The 20106-nt window shown below is 64.2% G+C and carries 17 protein-coding genes; 9 read left to right on the top strand and 8 right to left on the bottom strand.

The window, feature by feature from the left end; translation table 11 throughout:
- The first annotated feature begins 115 nt into the window (after positions 1–115).
- Complete coding sequence (locus tag OLSU_RS01365; protein ID WP_013251147.1) at positions 116–814, top strand: B3/B4 domain-containing protein; 699 nt, start codon at positions 116–118, stop codon at positions 812–814.
- Between the two features lie 115 nt (positions 815–929).
- Here OLSU_RS01365 and OLSU_RS01360 read toward each other — a convergent pair whose 3' ends face one another.
- The 5 genes from OLSU_RS01360 to OLSU_RS01340 all read right to left on the bottom strand — a co-directional run bounded on the left by OLSU_RS01360 (position 930) and on the right by OLSU_RS01340 (position 9208).
- Positions 930–2042 (bottom strand): Ldh family oxidoreductase, encoded by a 1113-nt coding sequence (locus tag OLSU_RS01360; RefSeq protein ID WP_013251146.1) that lies wholly within the window; start codon positions 2040–2042, stop codon positions 930–932.
- Between the two features lie 153 nt (positions 2043–2195).
- Positions 2196–2624, bottom strand: coding sequence for a hypothetical protein (locus OLSU_RS01355; protein ID WP_013251145.1), 429 nt, complete (start codon positions 2622–2624; stop codon positions 2196–2198).
- 182 nt (positions 2625–2806) lie between these two features.
- Positions 2807–6994 carry a fibronectin type III domain-containing protein gene (locus OLSU_RS01350; protein WP_013251144.1) on the bottom strand — a complete coding sequence of 1396 codons (4188 nt, stop codon included), beginning with the start codon at positions 6992–6994 and terminating at the stop codon, positions 2807–2809.
- Positions 6995–7166: 172 nt separating this feature from the next.
- Positions 7167–8603 (bottom strand): SPFH domain-containing protein, encoded by a 1437-nt coding sequence (locus OLSU_RS01345; protein WP_013251143.1) that lies wholly within the window; start codon positions 8601–8603, stop codon positions 7167–7169.
- A gap of 32 nt (positions 8604–8635) precedes the next feature.
- Positions 8636–9208: a hypothetical protein gene (locus OLSU_RS01340; RefSeq protein WP_013251142.1), complete on the bottom strand. Its 573-nt coding sequence runs from the start codon at positions 9206–9208 to the stop codon at positions 8636–8638.
- A 238-nt stretch (positions 9209–9446) separates the two neighbouring features.
- Between OLSU_RS01340 and OLSU_RS01335 the strand changes: the two genes are divergently transcribed.
- The 4 genes from OLSU_RS01335 to OLSU_RS01320 all read left to right on the top strand — a co-directional run bounded on the left by OLSU_RS01335 (position 9447) and on the right by OLSU_RS01320 (position 14188).
- Positions 9447–9821: a hypothetical protein gene (locus OLSU_RS01335; protein WP_013251141.1), complete on the top strand. Its 375-nt coding sequence runs from the start codon at positions 9447–9449 to the stop codon at positions 9819–9821.
- A gap of 197 nt (positions 9822–10018) precedes the next feature.
- A complete protein-coding gene (locus tag OLSU_RS01330; protein WP_013251140.1) occupies positions 10019–12382 on the top strand; it encodes a helix-turn-helix transcriptional regulator in 2364 nt (787 codons plus the stop codon).
- A gap of 170 nt (positions 12383–12552) precedes the next feature.
- Complete coding sequence (locus tag OLSU_RS01325; RefSeq protein ID WP_013251139.1) at positions 12553–13137, top strand: hypothetical protein; 585 nt, start codon at positions 12553–12555, stop codon at positions 13135–13137.
- Positions 13138–13405: 268 nt separating this feature from the next.
- Positions 13406–14188 carry an SDR family NAD(P)-dependent oxidoreductase gene (locus OLSU_RS01320; RefSeq protein ID WP_013251138.1) on the top strand — a complete coding sequence of 261 codons (783 nt, stop codon included), beginning with the start codon at positions 13406–13408 and terminating at the stop codon, positions 14186–14188.
- 22 nt (positions 14189–14210) lie between these two features.
- Here the strand turns inward: OLSU_RS01320 and OLSU_RS01315 are convergent, their stop codons facing one another.
- Entirely contained in the window at positions 14211–14948 is a 738-nt protein-coding gene (locus tag OLSU_RS01315) for an MBL fold metallo-hydrolase (protein ID WP_013251137.1), read from the bottom strand.
- 482 nt (positions 14949–15430) lie between these two features.
- Between OLSU_RS01315 and OLSU_RS01310 the strand changes: the two genes are divergently transcribed.
- The 3 genes from OLSU_RS01310 to OLSU_RS01300 all read left to right on the top strand — a co-directional run bounded on the left by OLSU_RS01310 (position 15431) and on the right by OLSU_RS01300 (position 17565).
- Positions 15431–15997 carry a hypothetical protein gene (locus OLSU_RS01310; RefSeq protein ID WP_013251136.1) on the top strand — a complete coding sequence of 189 codons (567 nt, stop codon included), beginning with the start codon at positions 15431–15433 and terminating at the stop codon, positions 15995–15997.
- Between the two features lie 113 nt (positions 15998–16110).
- Positions 16111–16857: an energy-coupling factor transporter transmembrane component T family protein gene (locus OLSU_RS01305; protein ID WP_013251135.1), complete on the top strand. Its 747-nt coding sequence runs from the start codon at positions 16111–16113 to the stop codon at positions 16855–16857.
- Positions 16858–16890: 33 nt separating this feature from the next.
- The gene (locus tag OLSU_RS01300; protein WP_013251134.1) at positions 16891–17565 is read left to right on the top strand and encodes a DNA alkylation repair protein; all 675 of its coding nucleotides are present in this window, start codon (positions 16891–16893) and stop codon (positions 17563–17565) included.
- 99 nt (positions 17566–17664) lie between these two features.
- Here OLSU_RS01300 and OLSU_RS01295 read toward each other — a convergent pair whose 3' ends face one another.
- Entirely contained in the window at positions 17665–19308 is a 1644-nt protein-coding gene (locus tag OLSU_RS01295) for an InlB B-repeat-containing protein (RefSeq protein ID WP_013251133.1), read from the bottom strand.
- A 195-nt stretch (positions 19309–19503) separates the two neighbouring features.
- Here OLSU_RS01295 and OLSU_RS09585 point away from each other — a divergent pair, with 195 nt between their 5' ends.
- Complete coding sequence (locus tag OLSU_RS09585) at positions 19504–19713, top strand: hypothetical protein (protein ID WP_041548780.1); 210 nt, start codon at positions 19504–19506, stop codon at positions 19711–19713.
- A gap of 96 nt (positions 19714–19809) precedes the next feature.
- Here the strand turns inward: OLSU_RS09585 and OLSU_RS09580 are convergent, their stop codons facing one another.
- Positions 19810–19980 carry a hypothetical protein gene (locus tag OLSU_RS09580; protein ID WP_156407869.1) on the bottom strand — a complete coding sequence of 57 codons (171 nt, stop codon included), beginning with the start codon at positions 19978–19980 and terminating at the stop codon, positions 19810–19812.
- Positions 19981–20106: the final 126 nt, after the last annotated feature.

Raw genomic sequence — 20106 nt, 5'->3', positions numbered from 1 at the left:
CCATCCAGGTCCTGACAGTCCTGAGCCTCGAAGTATTTTGGGATACCATTACCTCACATCCGCCGTCCCAAGACCGAATGGCGCTCATTGAGAAGCGTCGGCGAAGGGAGCTGCCGTGAGACTGTTAGCCAACGAGAGCATTGCGGGGCTCGGAATCAAAAGCATTGTGGTCGGGACGGCAAGAAACGTGGACCCGAAGGCCCCCCTGCCCGATGCGTTCCTGAAGAAGCAGAGGGAGATGGAGGACTGGGCGCTGGGCTGCGACATGAGCGAGGTCCTCGACCACCCGGTAGTCCAGGGCTACAGGGATCTGCTGCAGAGCGTGGGGCGCAGCGCCAAGAGAAACCCGCCCACCGTCCCCGCGCTCATACGCAACATCCAGCATCGCGGTTCCATCCCGCACATCAACAGCATCATCGACATCTACAACGTGGAGTCGCTGCGCTCTCTGCTGGCGATAGGCGGGCACGACCTCGACAAGGTTCACGAGCGGATAGAGTTCACCGTCAGCAAGGAGGAGGGCGTCTTCCTCCCGATTCTCTCCACGGAGAAGCACGTGGCCAAGACGGACTACGTCTACCGTGACGCAGAGGGGATCATGGCCTGGCTCGACGTCCGCGACGGCGAGCGCTACAAGTTCGACGACGAGACGGGGAACGCGATCTTCATCATCCAAGGCAACGCCAACACGTCCGTCGGGTATCGCCTGGAGGCGCTCGGACGGATCCGAGACGACCTGGTGACATGCATGCCGGACGTGGAGTTCGAGACATACGTCGTTCACGCCGGAGAAGGGCTGGAACTGCGGGAATGAGCCTGGCAGGCTGCGCTAGATCGTCGTGGTGCCCGATCCTGGGCTTGGGGCCTCGGCCCCCAGGCGTCCGCAGAACGCCTGGGGGCCACATGCTGGCTGCCCCTCGGTTTGCCGCCTACTTCTCGAACGGGAAGCGATACGGAAGTCCCAGCTCGTCTCGCACCTGGACGAACTCCCTCTGCACCGCCTCACCGACAGGCACGCCCCTGTCCTTGCGGTCCAGCCACGCAAGGTATTCCTTCTCGCCTGCCGTAAAGATACGCTCGTAACCGGGAGCCCTGTTCGAGGCACGCAGCTCACGGCAGATGTCGCCCGCGATCTTGCGGAAGGTCTCCCGCCCGCAGAACGCGTCCGGGTCCACCACGAAGAAGAAGTGCCCGAGGTGGTACATCTGCGACGAGCCGTCGGGCGCCACGCCCGTGAGCGCCTTCATGAACTGGCCGCCCGCAAGCGCGGCCGAGAGGATCTCGACCGTCGCGGCGTAGCCATAGCCCTTGTAGCCGCACATCTCGTCACCGGGACCGCCGCCCAGAGGCGCGAGCGCCGCCGTGCCATCCACCAGCATTCCCAAGATCTGCTGGGAGTCCGTGACGGTGGAGCCGTCCTCGGCCACGACCATGCCTGCCGGCGTGGGCCTTCCCTCTCGTGCATAGTACTCGATCTTGCCACGCTGCACGATGGATGTGGCACAGTCGATGCAGAACGGGAACTCCTCGTCGGTGGGGAGCGCGAACGTGAGCGGGTTGGTGCCCATCATGTTCTCCACGCCGAAGGTCGGGGCTATCGAGGGACGTGCGTTGGTGCCCGTGAGCCCGATCATTCCCTCCTTGCTCGCCATCGTCGCCCAGTAGCCCGCGATGCCATAGTGCGTGGAGTTGCGGATGGCACCGCCCGCCATGCCGCTGTCCTTGGCCTTCCCGATGAGCATCTCCATCACGCGGTGCGAGGCGACCATGCCCATGCCGTCGTGTGCGTCCGCCACCACGGTGGTGGGGGTCTCCCTCACGACCTCGAGGTTGGTCTTGGGCAGGAGCGTGCCGCGCTTGATGCGGTCGATGTAGATGGGCTTGAAGCGGTTGCAGCCATGGCTCTCGATGCCGCGACGGTCGCTCTCGAGCAACACGTCCGCACAGATGGCAGCATCCCTTTCGGGCACGCCATACCCCTTGAACGCATCGGTGAGGAACGAGTTCATGAGCTCCCACGAAACGTACGGCCTCGTCTCCATCGGACACTCCCCCTTGGAACCGGCCCTTCTCCCCCGTCCTGACCTTACTCCCCCGATTATCGCCGCACGGACGATGGAACGGCTAGCCCCCATGCGGGAGCGGAGGGTAACCGTAGGCGAGCGACCCCGCGGGTGCGCAACTGGGCATCGACGCTAGGCGACGCGCCTTCTGGTCTCGATGACACCATAGAGGTACAGCGCCGGCAGGATGATGCCTGCCACGGCGTTTGCGATGGAGCCCGCGTCACCGGTGCCGATGGCGGTGGTGATGCCGTAGATGCCAAAGACCACGCTGATGACGCCCAGCACAAGGGCCAGTGTGTTCCTGTCGTTGCGCTTGGAGGCCCTGAAGCCCACCACGCCCACGAAGAGGTTGAGGAGACCGCCAAGGAAGGCCACGATGCCCACGATGGCCGCAATGCCGGTTGCAATGTTGACGTCTGCGTCAGCGGCAACCATGTAGACGCCCATCATCATGAACAGGCCCGAGACGAGGGTGATGACGGCGTAGACGATCAAGATGATCGATGCCACGCGAAGGATGCTGCTGCCAGCGGGTTTGTTGGTGCTGTTCCGATCCATTGAAGCTCCCTTGGTCTGTGTCCCCGGGCTCAAGGCGTCGAGCCCCCATCTGGCATGACATGCTAAGGGGCGGCACCGCTCGCTGCGTCATGCCGAAGTATGAGTCGCTGCAAACGCGAGGCTCCGCAAACGGATGCGGCCCCAGCGAAAGCCAGGGGCCGCATGAGTGGCGGAGAAGGCCGTCACCCGCTTCGGCGCCTTGTGAGGAGCAGAGCGCACAAAAGGGACGTCACACCGGCTGCGCCAAGGAGGGCGAGGGAGGTTGGGCTCGGCATAGCGTCGCCCGTGTTGGGCGTGCCAGACGCCCCAGCAGAAGGCTGCCTCGAAGCGGATTCGCTGCCACCTCCCGTTCCATCCCTCTCTTGCTTTGCGTCGTCCTGCGAGGCGTCCTGCCCCTCGCCTCCTGCGTCATCGGGATCCGGCTTGGCATCAGGTATGGTGACGATCTCCGAGTGGTTGGCTCTCCTGAAGATGGAGAGCAGTCCCGGGAGGATTCTCGCGGAGCCCTTTTCCTCGAAGCTGCTGCTCGTGGAGTTCACGATCGTGTGCGTGACGTCCAAGGTGACCACCTGCGAGTAGACCACCACGTCGGACACGTAGACGTCGCAGCGCCACATCGAGCCATCATCCTCTGCCGAAACGGAGGGGATGGTGAGCGTGGAGGTGTAGGACGTGCCTGCCGGCGCGAGCGTCGGGCCTTCCTCGAAGCTGTCTTCGGACAAGGCAGTCTCCCTATCCCTCCTGTAGGTGACGTCTAGCCCCTTGCCCACGAAGGTCCATTCCTGACCGTCCTTGCCGGTGTTGTTGTAGGGGCTCAGGCGATACCAATGGAAGGTGGGCTCAACCGATTCATATCCGTCCGTGTTGTTGGGGTCGGTACTGGGCTGCTGGTAGAGGGCCGTTTCCTGAAGCTTGAGCTCCCCGCCTACGGCAACGGTGGCCTTGCGCGAGGATGCGTCCGCCGCGCCAACGACGTTCGCGCCGTCAAGCTCGAAGGTATGCCCGGACGGAAGCACCTTGGCGCTTACGGTGGGCGACTTCACGCCCTCCTCCGTCGCGCTTTGCTCATCGGTGCCCGAGGCGGGCACGACGTAGAACTGGTACGTCGTGTTGGCGACAAGGCCTTCCCACGTATAGCTTGTGGCTCCCTGGTCCACGAGGTGCATGGTGCCGCCCGTGCCGTCCTGGGCGACCATGACGACTCCATACTGGTATGGGCTGTCATCCTTGAGCGTGGGGTTCCAGGAGAGCGTCACGGAGTGGTCGGTGGTGCCCGTCACGGCAAGCCCGCTTACGGCACCCACCCCGTCCGTGGTCACGTTGCTCACCGCATAGCCCACGATCCAGTACTGGTTGTCCGAGGGCTTCGTCCCGTCATCCGGCATCTTCTCGTCGCTCTTGCATACCCGGAGCTGCCAATCGAAGGAACGCCCCTCCGCCTTTTCGGGAACGTTGTCCACGAGGCCCTCGAAATCGAAGCCCGTGGCATTGGACGTTATGTGCGACCCTCCCGCCGAGGCGTCGAAGCACACGCCCGCAAGGCCCTCGTTACCCAGGAAGCCCACGCCCCAGCCGCTCTCGTACGCCAGAGCAACGCCACCACCGATCGACGAGCTTTTCTCCTCCTCGACCGAGATCTTCTGCGAGACGGTGCTGCCCGAGCTGTTCGTGACGGTTGTCGTCGTGTTGCTGCTAAACGCTGTCGTGCTGCCAGGCAGCACCGTGAGCGCGTCGAGGGTATAGCTTGAGGGGTCTCCCGTGACGTTGCCCAGGATTCCCTTCTCGGTCTGCGTTCTTGTCAGTCTCGGCATGCCGAGCTTCTTGCAGGATGCATCCCAGATCTCCTCGCCCACCATGGCGATCGTGGGCTTCAGGTACACGGACGACACCGTATCGTGCCAGTCGTCGTCCACCGACGGGTCTCTGTACTCGTAGTGGTAGTAGATCAAGGGGACGGTGTAGACCACTGCCTTGTTGCCCTCGCCGGCGTGCGCCTCGAAGGTGGCGCCGTATGAGAGCGTGCTCGCGCTCTCGTGGTCGTAGCTGACCGTGGCCTGCAGCTCGCCGCGCATCTTCGCTGCGAAGAGGAAGTTGGCCGTGCCCTCCATGAAGCCGCCCGCGGCACCCTCCACCGATACGCCCGTGCCAGTGGTGCTGCTGCTGTCCTGGCCAAAGTTGGTTCCCCCGTAGTTGAGGTAGCCGTAGGCGTCCTGGAGGTCCTGGAAGTAGGGGGAGTCCTCGATTACGGCAAGGAGCTGCGGAGCCGTATAGAACTTGTCCATGGCCTTGAAGCGCACCTGTACACCCTTGTGGTCAACGTTGGGAAGGCACAGGCTCACCCAGGTGCCGTAGGTGTCGTTCACGCGGACGCCCTCGCAGATGACGCCCTCCTCGCCGGTCTGGTATCCCGTGAACTTGCTCTTGGAGAACTGCGCCGTGAAGTGCGAGATGTCCATCCAGTAGTAGTCGTCGTCGTCACCTGGGTCGTCGTCCCTGCGCACACCGGTGACCGCAAGGAAGCTCTCCTTGTAGTTGCTGTCGCCCGTGACGGCACCCACGCGCACGTCTCCGATCCAGACCTGGTCCTTGCCCTTTTTGTGTCCCCTCTGGTTTGCTTGGGCGGACGTGAGGCTCATGCTGCCAATGGGCTCGGTGGAGGCGGCAGAGGGAGAGAAGAGCATGAAGTCGTACACGTCCCCGCCCAGAAGCACGGCGTCGTTCTCGATGCCCCCGCTGGAGATCTGGTCAAGGCCCTGCAGGCGGGCGCAGGCAACGGCAAAGGGAGCCAGCGTGGGGAAGTAGCGCTCATCATCGCCAAGATGCTCCATGGCGGAGTCCATGATGCGCTTTGCGTCCCGGCCAAGGGCGCGACGCCTGCTGTCCGCATCGTAGCCCCTGACCACGTACCTGCCGGAAGGCTGGTCGAAGTACACGAACGCATAGCTGAAGTTGTGGTAGCTTCCCGTCGAGGCGCCGTCGCAGTCCCAGCCCGCAATCACGAAGGCGTCGGCGGTCGTGCCATTGCCCGTCGCAAAGGTCCCAAAGGCACAGCCCGCAGAGACCATGGCGGCGCTGCCATCTGGCGTGGAGAGGGGGATGTAGGGGACACCCACCTCCTCGTCCAGGGCGGGTACTCCTGTGAGCGTGCCGTTCTCGGAATCCCAGGTGTAGATGTGGCAGCGCGCCACGTCGCTCGGCTTCTGGTGGTTCGACGGCGCGGAGGTGGTGACGGCAAGCTCGTCTCCGCCCGCACGGTCCAAGTTGCCTGTGACCATCGTCACTACAGGGGCATGCCAGCTGCAGTCTCCATGGCCGGCACCTGACGGGGTGACGTAGTGGGACGCCTGGCCGCAGTCCACCCACACCTCGCTATGGACCCACTCGCCGCCCTGAAGGTCCCACATGTCTATGCAGGCCTGCCGCACGCCGTCGACATCGTGATGAATGCCAACATAGGCGAAGATCTCGTCCACCCCATCGTTGTCGACATCTCCCGCCTGGACCTCGAACATCGCATCGTTCTCCTGCAGATAGCCGTTGTCGAGGTAGGTGAACGAGCGATAGGCGTCCTTGAGGCGGGGGAACTTGGCGACGACCTCGTCTATGGCCGCCGAGTCGATGGAGGGGGAGAGGCTTGCCACCTCACTGCGCCTGCCCGAGGCGTCGAGCTCGTAGAGCTTGACGGCAAAGCCGCCCGCTATCTTGACGCCCCCTTCCGTCGTCATCGAAGCATTGTCCCCATAGACGCGCAGCTCAGCGATGTGGTCCTTGTAACCGCTTCCCTGGTCGTATGCGACGCTGGTGGCATAGATGCCGTCAAAGCCATTGTTGGTGGCATCCTTGAGGACGTCGTTCGTGTTGTCGCTCAGCGGGGACGTCTTAATGCCGCCGTAGTAGGTGTCCGGCTTCTTGTTGGAGAGCTTATAGAAGGGGTATGCACCGTGCATGCCTCCGTATTTGTCGTACACGTTCGTAAAGGTCTTGGGATCTGCCGGCACGACCTTGGGCGAGAAGGGCGATACGGGCTTCACTTCCTTGGTGTAGAACTGTCTCATGGTGTTGAGCTTGCTGCGCAGCGTGTAGTTGTTGGCGTTTGCCCCGTTGGCCGCCACGTAGACGCCGCTATGGGAGAAGAGCGTGGTGGTTGCGCCCTCAGACGACGCATCGTAGGGAGCCATGCCAACCGCGTTGTCGGGCACCGAGTCGTCTATCGCGAGGCCCAGGGCCGCGTAGTCCTCCTTCGTGAGCTGGTTGTCCGGAGAGTACGTGGTGACTGCCCAGGCGGTGCCGGGGATAGCCGCCAGCGCAAGTGCGAGTGCCGCACCAACGAGGGTCGCTCGCCAGCGCGGCCCAGGCGTATGACCTTTCATGACCGCTCCAATCCAAGGGGTTCCGACGAAAGAGTTCCTCTCCTTGGCGATTCTCTCCCGGCCCACCCCCACTGGCGTCATCCCGAAGTATGAGCGGTATCCTGCCGTGACAAGACGCACGCCAGGCAAGGGCGCCCCCCACGACCCGCATGGGCCGAGAAGAACCCGGGCACTACCGCTCGACGTCGCCCTCGTCAAAGCGGTCGCCGCACTCGGGGCAGAACTTGGGTGGACGCGTCTGGTCCTCGGGCACCCAGCCGCACTTGTCGCAGCGATAGCGGGGCTTGGGCTTGGGCGTGCCGCACTCGGGGCAGAACTTGCCCCGGTTGGCTGTCCCGCAGGTAGGGCAGGCCCAGGTGCCGCCGGCAGCTGCCTCTGGAGGCTCTGGCGCAGGCTCGGTCGGCGGGACGGAGGCATCGGCCGTTGGGACAGCGGCCGCGTGCGCCATGGCGGAGTCCGCCTCAAGCGCTGCGGCACCAGCCGGCTCCGCGCCGGGCTGCGATGCGCCGGGATAGCCGTCGGGGGCTCCAGGGCAGCCTCCACCCAGCGTGCCCCAACCGCCCTGCGGGTGGCCGCCCGGACGCCCATCGGGGTATCCGCCCTGTCCGCCCATCTGGAAGAGGTCCTGGGCGTTCACGCCGCCTGCCATCTGGGCCATGTTCATGCCGGCAAGGCCCACGAAGGCACCGGCAGCGTTTCCGGCGGCAGCGCGCATGGCGTCGCCCTGCGCAGAGGCGAGGTTCGCCGCCGCCATGCGGGGGTCTCGCATGACCGCCGTGCGCTGGAGCTCCTTGATGGCCTTCTCGTCTTCCGGGTCTGCTGCCATGGCGTTCACGCCAAAGGCCACGATCTGGATGCCGCGGACCTCGCGCCACTTCTTGGAGAGGATGTCCGAGAGCGCGGCCGAGACCTCCTCGGTGTGCGCCGGGATGGCAGAATAGCGCACGCCCATCGCGGAGATGCGCGCGAAGGCTGGCTGTAGGGCCGTGAGAAGCTCGCTTCGGAGCTGGGGGGCAATCATGTTGCGCGTGAAGGGCTCCTCCACGTTGCCGCAGACGTTCTTGTAGAAGAGCAGGGGATCTGCGACCTTGAAGGAGAACTCGCCGTTGCAGCGCACGGAGACGTCCATGTCGAGGCCTATGTTGTTGTCGACCACGCGGAAGGGCACGGGCGTGGGGGTGCCATAGCGATTGCCCATGACCTCTTTGGTGTTGAAGTAATAGACGCGCTGGTCAAGTCCGGTGTCTCCGCCAAACGTGAAGCGCCTGCCAATGTTTTTGAACGTGTCGAGAAGCCCTGCGCCAAGGCCTCCCGTGAAGACGGAGGGCGCCGCCTTTGAGTCGTAGGTGTACTCGCCCGGCTCGGCGCAGAAGTCCACGACCTTGCCCTGCTCGACGATGACCATGCACTGGCCGGAGTTCACGACCACGATCGATCCGTTGGAGATGATGCTGTCGTCGCCCTTGGTGTTGGTGCTGCGTGCACCCGTACGCTTCTGGCCCCTGACGCACAGGACATCGGCGTCAAGGGCCTCGCAGTAGATCATCTCTTTCCACTGGTCGGCGAGGTTGCCGGTGAGGGCCCCAAGTGCCGCCTTGATGAGTGCCATGTGATACCTCTCCCTTCCTGCCGGCGTCCGTGCTAATCCTGGAGGTCGCGCATCACGCGGGCGACGATCCTGGCCTCGTCGGTGGACATGATGAAGGGGTGTCCACCAATGATGAGCTTGCCGCCGTCGCGCTCGATGCGGCAGTCATCGAAGTCGTCCCAGTCGAGGAAGGCGGAATCGCCGTCCTCGTCAACCATGTAGAGGCCAGATACGGTAACGGCGAAGCCCACCTTGCAGCTGCCAAAGATCGTCGTGTCGACCACGCAGTAGACCTCCTCGGCATCGTCGTCATCGATGTCAAAGCGCCTCACTGCGGCGTCGATCTTGGAGCGGTTGCTGTCCAGACGGTCGCCAAAGTAGGCGTCGGAGAGGTCGGACTCGTCGTCTACGTACTCGTCGTAGGCGTTCTGGAAGAAGGACTCGAAGTCGAAGGCGTCGTCAGTGTCGTCAGCGCCGTCCTCGAAGTCAGCCGTGGCGGCGCCCGCAGTCTCGCCATCCCTGAGCCTGAAGACGCTGTCGCAGCTGGCGCAGCGGCCAAAGGCGCCGTTGTCAAAGGGGATGACGTCGCCCATGCAGTTGGGGCACCTCATCGAGATCGCTTCCATGGGACATCCTTTCACGCGCTGGAACGGGGCTGTTTGGTACGTTGCGCAGATTCTAGGAAGACCCCGCAATGGCAACCTCATTCCAAGGTATGAGACCGCCTGCCAGCGGATAGACACCCACGGCAAAAGGAGGCTCATACTTTGGCATGAGGACATTCGCCGAACAAGCCCGCACACTGCGCTCAATCGGGGCGGCACCGTGTGCGCCTAAAGATCTCGCACGAACAGGAGTCCCAACATGGCATTTGGATTCAAGCTCAAGACCGTTAGGACCAGCCAGAGCTTCGCGAACGAGAAGGAGCTGTTCGACCGCATCAAGGACGAGAAGTTCACCGCAGGCAAGCCCGAGCTCGTGAAGAACGGCTTTGCGGACGTAATCGTGTTCCCGCCGCTCGACCGCCAGAACCAGGTGTGGGTGATGGTTCAGGGCAAGAACAAGATCTTGATCCAGAAGAACCAGATGGTGGGCGTCGGCGACCAGCTCGTCAATGCCGCCTTCGATACCGTGACCGGCGGGCTCTTCTCCTTTGGCTCCGTCCTTGGCGGCAACGTCAAGAAGATCGAGAAGCTCGTCGAGGCCACGGCCTCCGAGCTAGAGGCACTTAACCTGTAGAAGCGCCCCTTCCGGGTGCCCCCGCTTGGGGGCGCCCACAGGGCGCTTTGCGTCTGCGCTCAGTCGTCTTTACGACTACCATGATAGCTATCCGTGGCCGGGCGTCTCATGCGTCTTGGGAGATTCGGAGGGTCCAGATGGCGTCACCAACACTGCCGGTCACCGCGTCGCATGCCCTCCAGGAACGGTGAGCGCCCATGCTGAACAAGATTCCCCTAGAGCTTGACGAGTACCTCTGGGCGCAATGGAGCTGCACCCGCCTCGCGTTCATCTGCGCCCCCCTCGGCTTTGGCAAGACCGAGTTTGCCCACCGCGTGCTCCAAGGCCTTGACGTGCTGGAGGTCAACGCCGAGACGACCGACGTCGGCGTTGCCGTCACCGTCGAGACGGCACGGGGGCATGACGCCGTCCTCGTGGACAACATCCACGATGCCGTCTCCGTCTCCCAGGGCGCGGCGCTCGCGTCCGTGGTCGCGCAATGCGGCGACACGCGCTTCGTCTTCATCTCTCGCGCGCCCATGCCCGGATGGCTTACGCCCTTCTTCGCCAAGGGTGACCTGCTCATCGTCACGAACGATGACCTCTACTTCACCGACACGGACATAGCGCGCCTCCTGGTGGCCAACGGCCTTGCTCCCACACCCCGGCTGGTCGAGCGCATCGCCGCCGTCACGTCCCGTTATCCCCTGGCGGTCTCGCTCGCCCTCGCGCACATCCTGCACGGCGAGGACGCGTGGGAGGAGGACCTCACCGACGAGGCCATGCGCTACTTCGAGTCCGAGTTCAACCGACGCTTCGACCCAAAGGTCCAGGGGCTCATGCTGCTCATACCGCTCTTCGACAGGATTGACGAGTCCCTTCTCACAAGCGTGCTCGGCGAAGCCGACGGCGAGATGCTCCTCGACGCGCTCCAACACACCACATGCTTTGTCACGCGCGACAGCCAAGGCTGGAACGTGAACCCAGGCATGCGCGCCTTCTGTCAGTGGGAGCTCATGCGCCGTTACGAGGATGCCGCACGCTCGCCCATGGTCGAGCGTGCCGTAGACTACTACGTAGCCCAGGGCAACTACATAAACGCGCTCGATCTGTGCTCGCGCGCCAAGAACGGTGCGCGCATGCTTGCGATCCTAGACGAGCACGCACGGCTTAACCCCGGCAGCGGAACCTATTGCGAGCTCGAGCACTACTACCACGACCTTCCCGAAGGCATGATATGCGCCTCTCCCAGGCTCATGCGCACCATGAGCTTGCTCGACTCAATGCTCATGGACGCCGTTGGGTCGGAGCGCTGGTACACCGAGCTTAAGGACTACGCAAGCGCACCGGAGCGCACGCGAGACGAAAGGCATGTTGCCAACGCCAACCTCGCCTATCTCGACCTGGCGCTCCCCCATCGTCGCCTGATAAGCCTCACGGATGCCGTGGGGGCCCTCGCGAAGGTGAACGCCAGCGACGACCCAGAACTCACGCCCTCCATGACGAGCGCCATGCCCAGCATCATCAACGGCGGACGCGATCTCAGCCCTTGGGTCCCCACAGACGAGAAGACCTGCGTCCTCATCGGCAAGCTCGTCGAGCGCGCCTTGGGGAGGCTCGCCGTGGGCTGCATCGAGGTCGCCCTCTGCGAGAGCAAGTTCGAAAAGGGCGAGGACGTTACCCCCTACGTTGCGCGGGTGAACGCCGTCCTCCCCAAGATCAGGCGCAACGGTGACCCCTCCATCGAGTTTGCTGCCATTGGCATCCAGTGCAGGAACCTCATGTACTGCGGGGATGCGCGTCAGGCGCTGGCGCTTCTCGACCTCCACAGGCGCCACTTCGCCCAGAGCGAGATTCCCGAGCGCAAAAGGATCGTTGCGAACCTCGATGCGCTGCGCTGCCACGCCTGGCTGCGCCTGGGGCAGACCGAGCGCGCTCATGCGTGGCTCGAGGAGAGCGCACCGGACTTCTCCAAGCCGCTCGACTTCCTGAACCGCTACATCTACAAGACCGTAAGCCAGGTGTACATCTCGGAATCGCGCTACGACGAGGCGCTTCGGCTCATGTCCACGCTCAGCGAGTACGTGAAGTCCCGCGACAGGGTCATCGACTGCATCCACTACGACGTGCTCGCGGCCATTGCCGCATGGCGCAGCGGCAAGGACGACTGGAGACGATGGATTGCCGATGCGCTTGACCAGGCAAAGCGCTATGGGTACGTGCGCACCATCACGCTGTACGGCGCAGCCGTGCTGCCGCTGCTCACTGAGGCCCGAAGGCACGCCAAGGAGATGGGCGTGGACGAAGACCAGCTGGCGCGTCTTGTGAGGGGTGCCCGCGCCCAGGCGTCGCACTACCCCAACTTCATGTCGTCGCCCTCGGGACCGGCAGAGCCCCTCACCAAGACGGAGGGCCAGGTGCTGCGTCTCATCTGCCAGGACAAGAGCAACGCTGAGATCGGCGAGCTTCTGGGCATCAAGCTGCCTACGGTGAAGACCCATGTGAGCCACATCCTCACCAAGCTCGGCGTGAGCAGGCGCGCCCAGGCTGCCAGTGAAGCCCGCCGTCTCCACCTGGTGTGACAATGCGAGATGGGGGCAGCCCTGAGGGCCCGCTACCCTGGTGTGCCCCTCGCTTCTCGGCTCGGCCCCTAATACTTTGGGATGATGTACGGGCACCAGCGGTCCCATAGGATTCCTTTCAGCAGCACGACAGCTCCACAGGAAACCATGGCACGCAGAGAGGAACCACCATGCTCAACAGGAACCGCATCGTCACCGTCGGCCTCGCCCTCGTCCTCCTCGCCTCCCCTGTCGCCCTCACGGCCTGTGGCGGCTCCGGCGCCGACGAGGACTCCGACGCCGTCGCCACCGAGTCGACCTCCACCGAGCAGAGGACCGACGACACCACCACGAGCCAGAATTCGACCACCTCCGACAACTCGACGAGCGGCAGCTCCGGCAAGACCTACTCCATCGCCACCTCAGAGATCACCGAGGCCTACATGGGCGTCGCCGAAAGCGGCGAGACCGTCTACTACGTGGGCAACGGCGACGGGTCCAAGACAGGCATCTTCTTCCTCAACGCCGAGAAGATGGCCCACGTGAGCTTCATGGGCGCAGCAACCGCGACCGACCAGAACGGCGAGAGGCTCATCACCATCACCGACGAGCTCTCCGGCAACTCCATCACCTTTGGCGTGACCGTCAACGATGACGGCACCATCACCATCGACATGGGCAGCGAGCTCGGCAAGGCCATCCTCGCCAAGTGCGAGGTCTCCGAGGCCGTCGACGCCATCAAGACCATCCAGGGCAACACCAGCCAGGTGGGCTAGCGCATCCCTTCTCGGTGCCGCTCCCCCTGGCCCCAGCTCTCCCGTTCCTTCCATCTCTCCTTGGGGACCACCCACCCCCGACCCCCGGCCAACCGCGACTCGGCCGGGGGTCGCCTCATGCAGATGCCGTGTGGGGTCACCCGATGACCAGGCACGCGGCAAGCATCGTGGGGGGATTTGGGACGCAGGGCAGGATGGGAGCAAACCCTGCGCGCGTGGGCGCTATCATGGCGCACGTGGCTTGCTGGATCCATTGGAAGGAGGTCGCATGCGCATAGCTCTCATAACCGGGGCCTCGAGCGGGCTGGGCCGCGAGTACGCACGCTGGGCGGACGCCCATGGCAGCTTCGACCAGATCTGGGCCATCGCGCGCCGAGAGGAGCGGCTCCACGCGCTTGCCAAGGAGCTCTCGACCCCCGTGCGCGCGCTACCCCTGGACCTCACGGAGGGGTCTGCGGCAACGACGCTCCAGGCGATTCTCGACGAGGAGGCGTGCGACGACCCCTCCCTCGAGGTGGGGCTCCTTGTGAACGCGGCAGGCTTTGGCAAGTTTGGCACGTATGCGGACATGACGCTTGCCGAGGCCGACTCCATGGTCGACCTCAACTGCCGTGCGCTGGTGGACGTGACGCAGGTAGCGCTTGCGCACATGCGAGACGGCGGGCGCATCGTCCAGGTTGCGTCCAGCGCCTCGTTCCAGCCGCTTCCGGGGCTCAACGTGTACGCGGCAAGCAAGGCGTTCGTGAGAAGCTACACGCGAGCGCTCCGCTTTGAGCTGCGGGGGCGGGGCATCCACGTGACCGCCGTGTGCCCGCTTTGGGTGAAGACCGAGTTCATCGACGTCGCGCGCCGGACGGCCAACGGCCAGACCGTGCGCCACCCCTTCCCCATGCTGGGAGCACGTCGTGTGGTGCGCTGGTCGATGCTCGTGAACGCCGCAAACTACCCCGTTGCCACCTGCTGCGTCACCGGCCTTCTCATGCGGATCGCCGGCAAGGTCATTCCCGCTCCGCTCATCATGTGGGTCTGGGAGGGTGTCCGGAGGATTTGAGGGACGGCCCCCTAGGGCGGCGTCAGGCCGAGGGTGTGACCGGGTCTGGCAGCTCGCAGACGTCCTCAAAGTGCGTTATGCCCAAGTACGGTGCAAGGCGAGCGTCTGACATGAGGGCGCGAGCGGCCGCGCTGGCATCCCAGTAGTGCATGGGGAAGAGCGCGCGGGCGCCAACCACGTCCATAAGGGCGGCAATGCCAGCGGCCGGGTCCTCAAGGCGTGGGTCGAGCGGGACAAAGGCAAGGTCAACGGGGCCAGGGACGATGCGCGAGAGCTCCGTGCGGAAGAACTTCTCGGACGCCGCGTTCTGCTCGGCCGGGCGTGCCCACTGCCACGAGTTGAGGTCGCCCGAGAAGAAGGCCGAGGTGCCACAGGCACGGACGAGAAATGCCACACCCTCGTCGTTGGACTCCAGGGTCTCGACGGAGAGCGGGACGGTAGCGCCGGCAGCGTCGGGCAGGCTGCCCATGCCATCGAGCTGCAGCTCGTAGGACTCGTGCGGCTCGACGGCGGTCACGCGGGCATCGGCCGGGGCGTCTGCCGCAACGTCCTCGTCCAGCACGTAGCGCACGTTGGGGAACTGCTCGCGCAGCGACCAGATGCAGCGTCCGTAGTGGTCGGAGTGCTCGTGCGAGACGAGCGTGACGAGCGGCAGGTCGTAGCGGAGCCTGGGGAGCTCGCCTGTGTACCAGTCGAAGAGCAGTGTGCAGCAGGCGAGCTCGACGGCAAAGCCACTGTGGTAGATATGAGTAATGCGCATGGCGGGTCCTTTCTTGCGGGCGACTTGGCGTCGCGGTGGTGGACGCGGGCGTCACCCCCTACCAGCTGCCGCAGGCGGTGACGCGCCTCGTTGCCACACGCGACCCCCTCATGGTCGATCTTGCCCCATGCCTTCAGGCCCTCGTTACCAAGCGTTTACACAACGAGCCTTGCGGCGAGGGCGGCAGCGGACGTATAGTCCTCCACAACACAAGTGTAGACCGTCACACGACAAATCATTCGAGAGGAGCGCCAGAGATGAACCGCATCGTCACAGCCAACGCAGGCACGTCCATGAACTGGTGGTGGCGCGATTCGCAAGCGGTCGGTCGATCGTGAGTCTCTCGCGCCATATCTTCGCGAGGTAAAGAGGCTCCCGGTTTGGCCGGGAGCCTCTTCTTTGTGCTCGTGCGCCCCATCCCAAGCAGGCAGTGCGCATCCCATCACATACGGCACAGTGAGCCAGACGAAAGGAACCAGACCATGTCCGAGAACACCAGCTCCCAGCAGGCCCGCACCGTCACCTCCCCCGACCGCGGCAAGCTCGACGTCCGCGCCCTCGTCCTCCTCGCCGTCCTCCTCGCGGCCGGGTTCATCCTCAACTTCACGGTAGGCAAGGCCATCTCGAGCATCTCCGGTGGCATGATCAGCCCCGAGTTCATCATCTCGGCCTTCTGCCTCACCATTCTGGTCATCCGTCCCAACGTCACCCAGGCCCTGGTCATTGGCCTCATCTCTGCGGCAGTGATCCAGATCACCACCACATCGCCCTTCGTCGACTTCGCGGCCGAGGGCGCAGCCGCGATGCTCATGGCCCTCATCGTGAGCGCCGGCATGCGCGGCAGCGCCGAGAAGTTCGTCCCCGCGCTTGGGACCCTTGTCACCACGGTGGTCTCCGGCGTCATCTTCATGATCATCAAGATCGCGATGATCGGAGCCGCCCAGGAACTCGCTGCGGCCATGCTCCCTGTGATCCTTGCCACCGGCGTCTTCAATGCCATCCTCGTCCAGGCACTCTACGCCCCCGTCCGCAAGGCTCTCAAGAGATAGTCCGCCCTCCTCGACTGTCCCGTTCGGCCTGTCCCGTCCGGTCACCGTCCCGTCGGATCGGGCAGGCCCTCGGCATCGCCGACCCCACCAAGGAACCAAGGAGATGGTCCGCCGTGGTCAACGTCATCGACTACGTCCCCGGAGACACGCTTCTGCACCGGCTGAACCCCGTGACCAAGCTGGGCATCGCCGCGGCCATCATCGTCGCGACGTTCTTGGCGGACACCTACCCCATGCTCGTGGGGCTTCTCGCCCTCACGTTCGCGCTGGGCGCCTACTCCCGCTCCATGGGCAAGCTCGTCTCGCTGCTCAAGCTGGTGGTCCCGCTCGCCGTGGTGATGCTGCTGCTGCAGACCGTCTTCGTGCGCGGCGGTGGGACGGTCTTCGCGTGGGCGACCACGGAGGGGTTCGTCACGGGAGGCAAGGCCTGCCTGCGCCTCCTGGGTGTGGCTCTGCCGCTCATCCTCATGCTGGGCGTGACGAGGCTGAACGATCTCGCGAACGCGTGCGTGGAGGTGCTGCACGTCCCCTACCGCTACGCGTTCACGTTCACCACGGCACTGCGCTTCGTGCCCGTGTTCGGCCAGGAGATGAACGCGATCGTGGAGGCGCAGACGGCACGCGGGGTCGAGTACGACACCAAGAACCCCATCGGCAAGCTCAGGCTGATGCTGCCGCTGTGCGTGCCCCTGTTGGTGGGCTCCGTGGGGAAGACGGACGCCACGGCACTCGCAGCCGAGCAGCGAGGCTTCTACCTGCGCACGCGCGAGAGCAGCTTCAAGCGCTACCCCATGGCGGCGCGAGACGCCGCCGCGCTTGCGCTCTGCGTGGCGCTGGTGGCGGCGGGAGTGCTACTGTAGCCACCCTGCCATAACGCCGAAGGGAGACGCGCCATGCCCATACGAGACAGGCTCTTCGAGCTGCGGGATCCCAAGTACGCCGCCTTCCAGGCGAAGCTGACCCCGAACGTGCCGACCGAGAGGTTCATCGGCGTCCGCGTGCCCGATGCGCGAAGGCTTGCCAAGTCGCTTTCCGATGGTTTGGAGGCGACCGAGTTCCTGACCAGGCTGCCGCACGACTACTACGACGAGGACGTCCTTCATGCCCTGCTGGTCTCCGAGATGAGGGACTACGAGACCTGCATTGCCGCAGTGGACTTGTTCCTTCCCCACGTGGACAACTGGGCCGTCTGCGATGTCATGTCCCCGAAGGCATTCAAGGGGCACAAGGCGGACCTTCTCGACAAGATACGGGGCTGGTCCTCCTCGAGGGAGACCTACACCTGTCGCTTTGGCCTGGAGATGCTGATGACGCACTTCCTGGACGACAACTTCGAGGCCGATCTCCTGGAGGTTCCCGCATCCGTCCACTCGGAGGAGTACTACGTCAACATGATGATCGCCTGGTTCTTCGCGACGGCGCTCGCGAAGCAGTGGGACGCGACTGTCCCCTACCTGCAGCGTGGCAGCCTCGCACCCTGGGTCCACAACAAGACGATCCAGAAGGCGCGCGAAAGCCGTAGGGTCACCGACGAGCAGAAGGCCTACCTCAAGACGCTGAAGCGCTGACGCAGGCATGTCGTCTCATGACATGCAAAAGGTGCGGCTGGCATCCTGCCAGCCGCACCCGACTTGGGTCTGTGCGAGGGCGCCGCGAGACGCCGCACGCTAATGTGCGCGACACCGCAGCGCTGCACCGACAAGCAGAGTGCCAACAGCTGCGACTCCCACGGCGACGGGAGCAACGGGAAGAGCGGGATCTCCGGTCTGCGGCAGAGCACGGCGCACCTTCGCCTTTGGCGTAGCTGCCGGTGCCTTCGGCTGCGACGGAGGTCCCGGCTGCGGCACCGGCTTCTTGACGTAGTCGGCATAGACCGTCATGTCACCGTTGACCACGGTCGAGCCGTCGAACGCATCGCCCGTGCCGTCCTGCGCGGTGTTCCAACCTTTGAAGACGCATCCGTCCTTGGAGGGGTTCGCGGGCATGGATTCGTCCGTCAGGGCATCGCCGTCGATCGTCTTGCCTCGCTCGGCCTTGACGGAGGCGTAGGTATCGCCATCGTTCACGAAGGTCACGGTGCAGGTTCCGGGAGCATCCACCCTGAAGCTGTAGGTCATGAGATTGGGCTTGTCGGCCGGAGCGGCCACGTCGCGCCCGGCATCGTTCTGCTTCGCGGCGAAGAGCATGGGGATGCGGGCGTACCAATGCTTGTTATCGTATTGCGCGGACGTATCCTTGTTGATGATCGCATCGTTGCTCGAGGAGCTCACGACCTCGTGCGCGCCGTACGCGTAGGCGACCACCGTGCTGTCCTGATTGCGCGCCACCTGGTCGGTCACCTTGAGGCCATCGATGCTCAGGGTCGCGGACCGCACGCCCTGGATGCGTGCGTATAGGTCCTTCAGGGGCTCGTATTCCCCGTGAGGCTTGAGGCGCGCCTTCACCACGAGCCTCTTGCCGCCCTTCTCTTTCGAGACGCTCAAATCGAAACCGTCGATGCCCGTAAGCTTGTAGGTGGTCGAATCGGTGGCCTCGAGGCCCTCGGGCAGGTCGAGCACGAAGGCAAACGCGCCGTCCGAGCTCGCAAGGCCGTTCTCGGGCAGGTCGTTGAGCATCGTGTAATATGCCGGGAACTCCGAGTTGATGACCGCCAGAAGCGCGGTGTTGCGCACCCGCTTGAACACGTCGAGGTCGAGCTGAAGGTCGAGGTTCACGGTATCGCCCACCTCGTGCTTCACGACGGCGGTGCTCGATTCCCCACGCTCTTGGATGTCGCCGCGGACGTTGTAGTCCGTTGAATCGACGGTCAGCACGTCCGTCTCGTAGTTGAAGTCATAGGGATTCCACTGCTTGCCGCCCTGCCAGTGGTTGAGCGCCGGATCGCTCGGCTCCGCATGGGGGAGGTCCATCGAATAGACCGCCCAGTATTGCGTTACAAGCTCCCTAAGCTCATCTTCCGCCGTCTTGTCCGCGATGATGCCCGCGTCGGGGAAGCCGGGTACGTAATACTCATGCGCAACGTCATCCGACCACTTGAGCCTGCTGTTCTGGAAGTAGTCGACAAGGTAGGTGGGCATGACGCGATGCAGTCCGGACTCATCGGTATACCAGCAGAGCTCCGACCAGTAGTTACCCTCGACCTGGGCCTTGTACTCATCTGGAATGGGCTCCTCGGCCTGCGCCGGCACAGCGGCAATCGACGAGAGCGCAAGTACGAGCGCGGCGACGGCGCTTGCGAGTGCGCGGGTGCCCAGCCGTGCGCCGTGCGACGCACGACAATCATGTGAACTGCACCTTGAGCGTTGTGGCATGAGACCCCTCCCCGTCTTTTACCAAAGCAGTTTTTCATTTTATTTTAAGTTCACGGGAAAGACAACGGCGCGCACAAGGGGGGTCAACCATGCGCGCAGGGCAGGCCCGTACAGCTCTCCCCTCCCTCGCCACTTCGCAATCCGCCAACCCTCGATGCGCGACCGGGTTTCGACGAAATTCCGGTAGGGGCCGTCGTGCGAGACGAGCTCCGCATGCGTGCCGCGCTCCGCGACGCAGCCGTTTTGCCGGCCTGGTTGAAGGTCTCGATGGCCCCGATGCCCCCGGCGACGCCTACGATCGCGAAGGCCGGCGACGCGGCGAGCTTCACGCGCCGTCCCTTCGTGGACGACGCGAGCTGGGCTCGCCAAAGGTATCTGGGCAGCCGCAACTCGAACGAATTGTAAGTCGAGTTGCGGTCGAGAAGCATTGACGGTAGCCGCGAGGTCCGTAGGCGTCGGCGCTCGGGTTCCGGGAAACGGGCACGCCGTGCAATCGGCATCCTATGAGAGCAGAGTCTCGTCCAGCAGGAAGTCGTATATCCCCATGCTGATCACCCCGGATTCGTTAATCCAGGGTGGCATGGTGGTCTCGCTGATGACCGCCATGCGGAAGAAATCACGCACGGCCAGAAGCGGGCGCAGCTCGGCGACAGCCTTCTCGGGGCTTTCCATCGAGAGGGCCGACTGAACGTAGATCTGGTCCGGCGCCCTCGTGGCGACGAAGTCTATCTCCGCCCTCTTCCGGCGGGCCTTCCCGTCACCGTCCTTCTCGGAGACGCCGACGTCGACCGCCTAGCC

Origin of the sequence: Olsenella uli DSM 7084 (assembly GCF_000143845.1) — a bacterium.
Classification (GTDB): domain Bacteria; phylum Actinomycetota; class Coriobacteriia; order Coriobacteriales; family Atopobiaceae; genus Olsenella; species Olsenella uli.
Note: the sequence above shows the minus strand (reverse complement) of the source record. Positions and strands in the feature narration are given on the sequence as shown.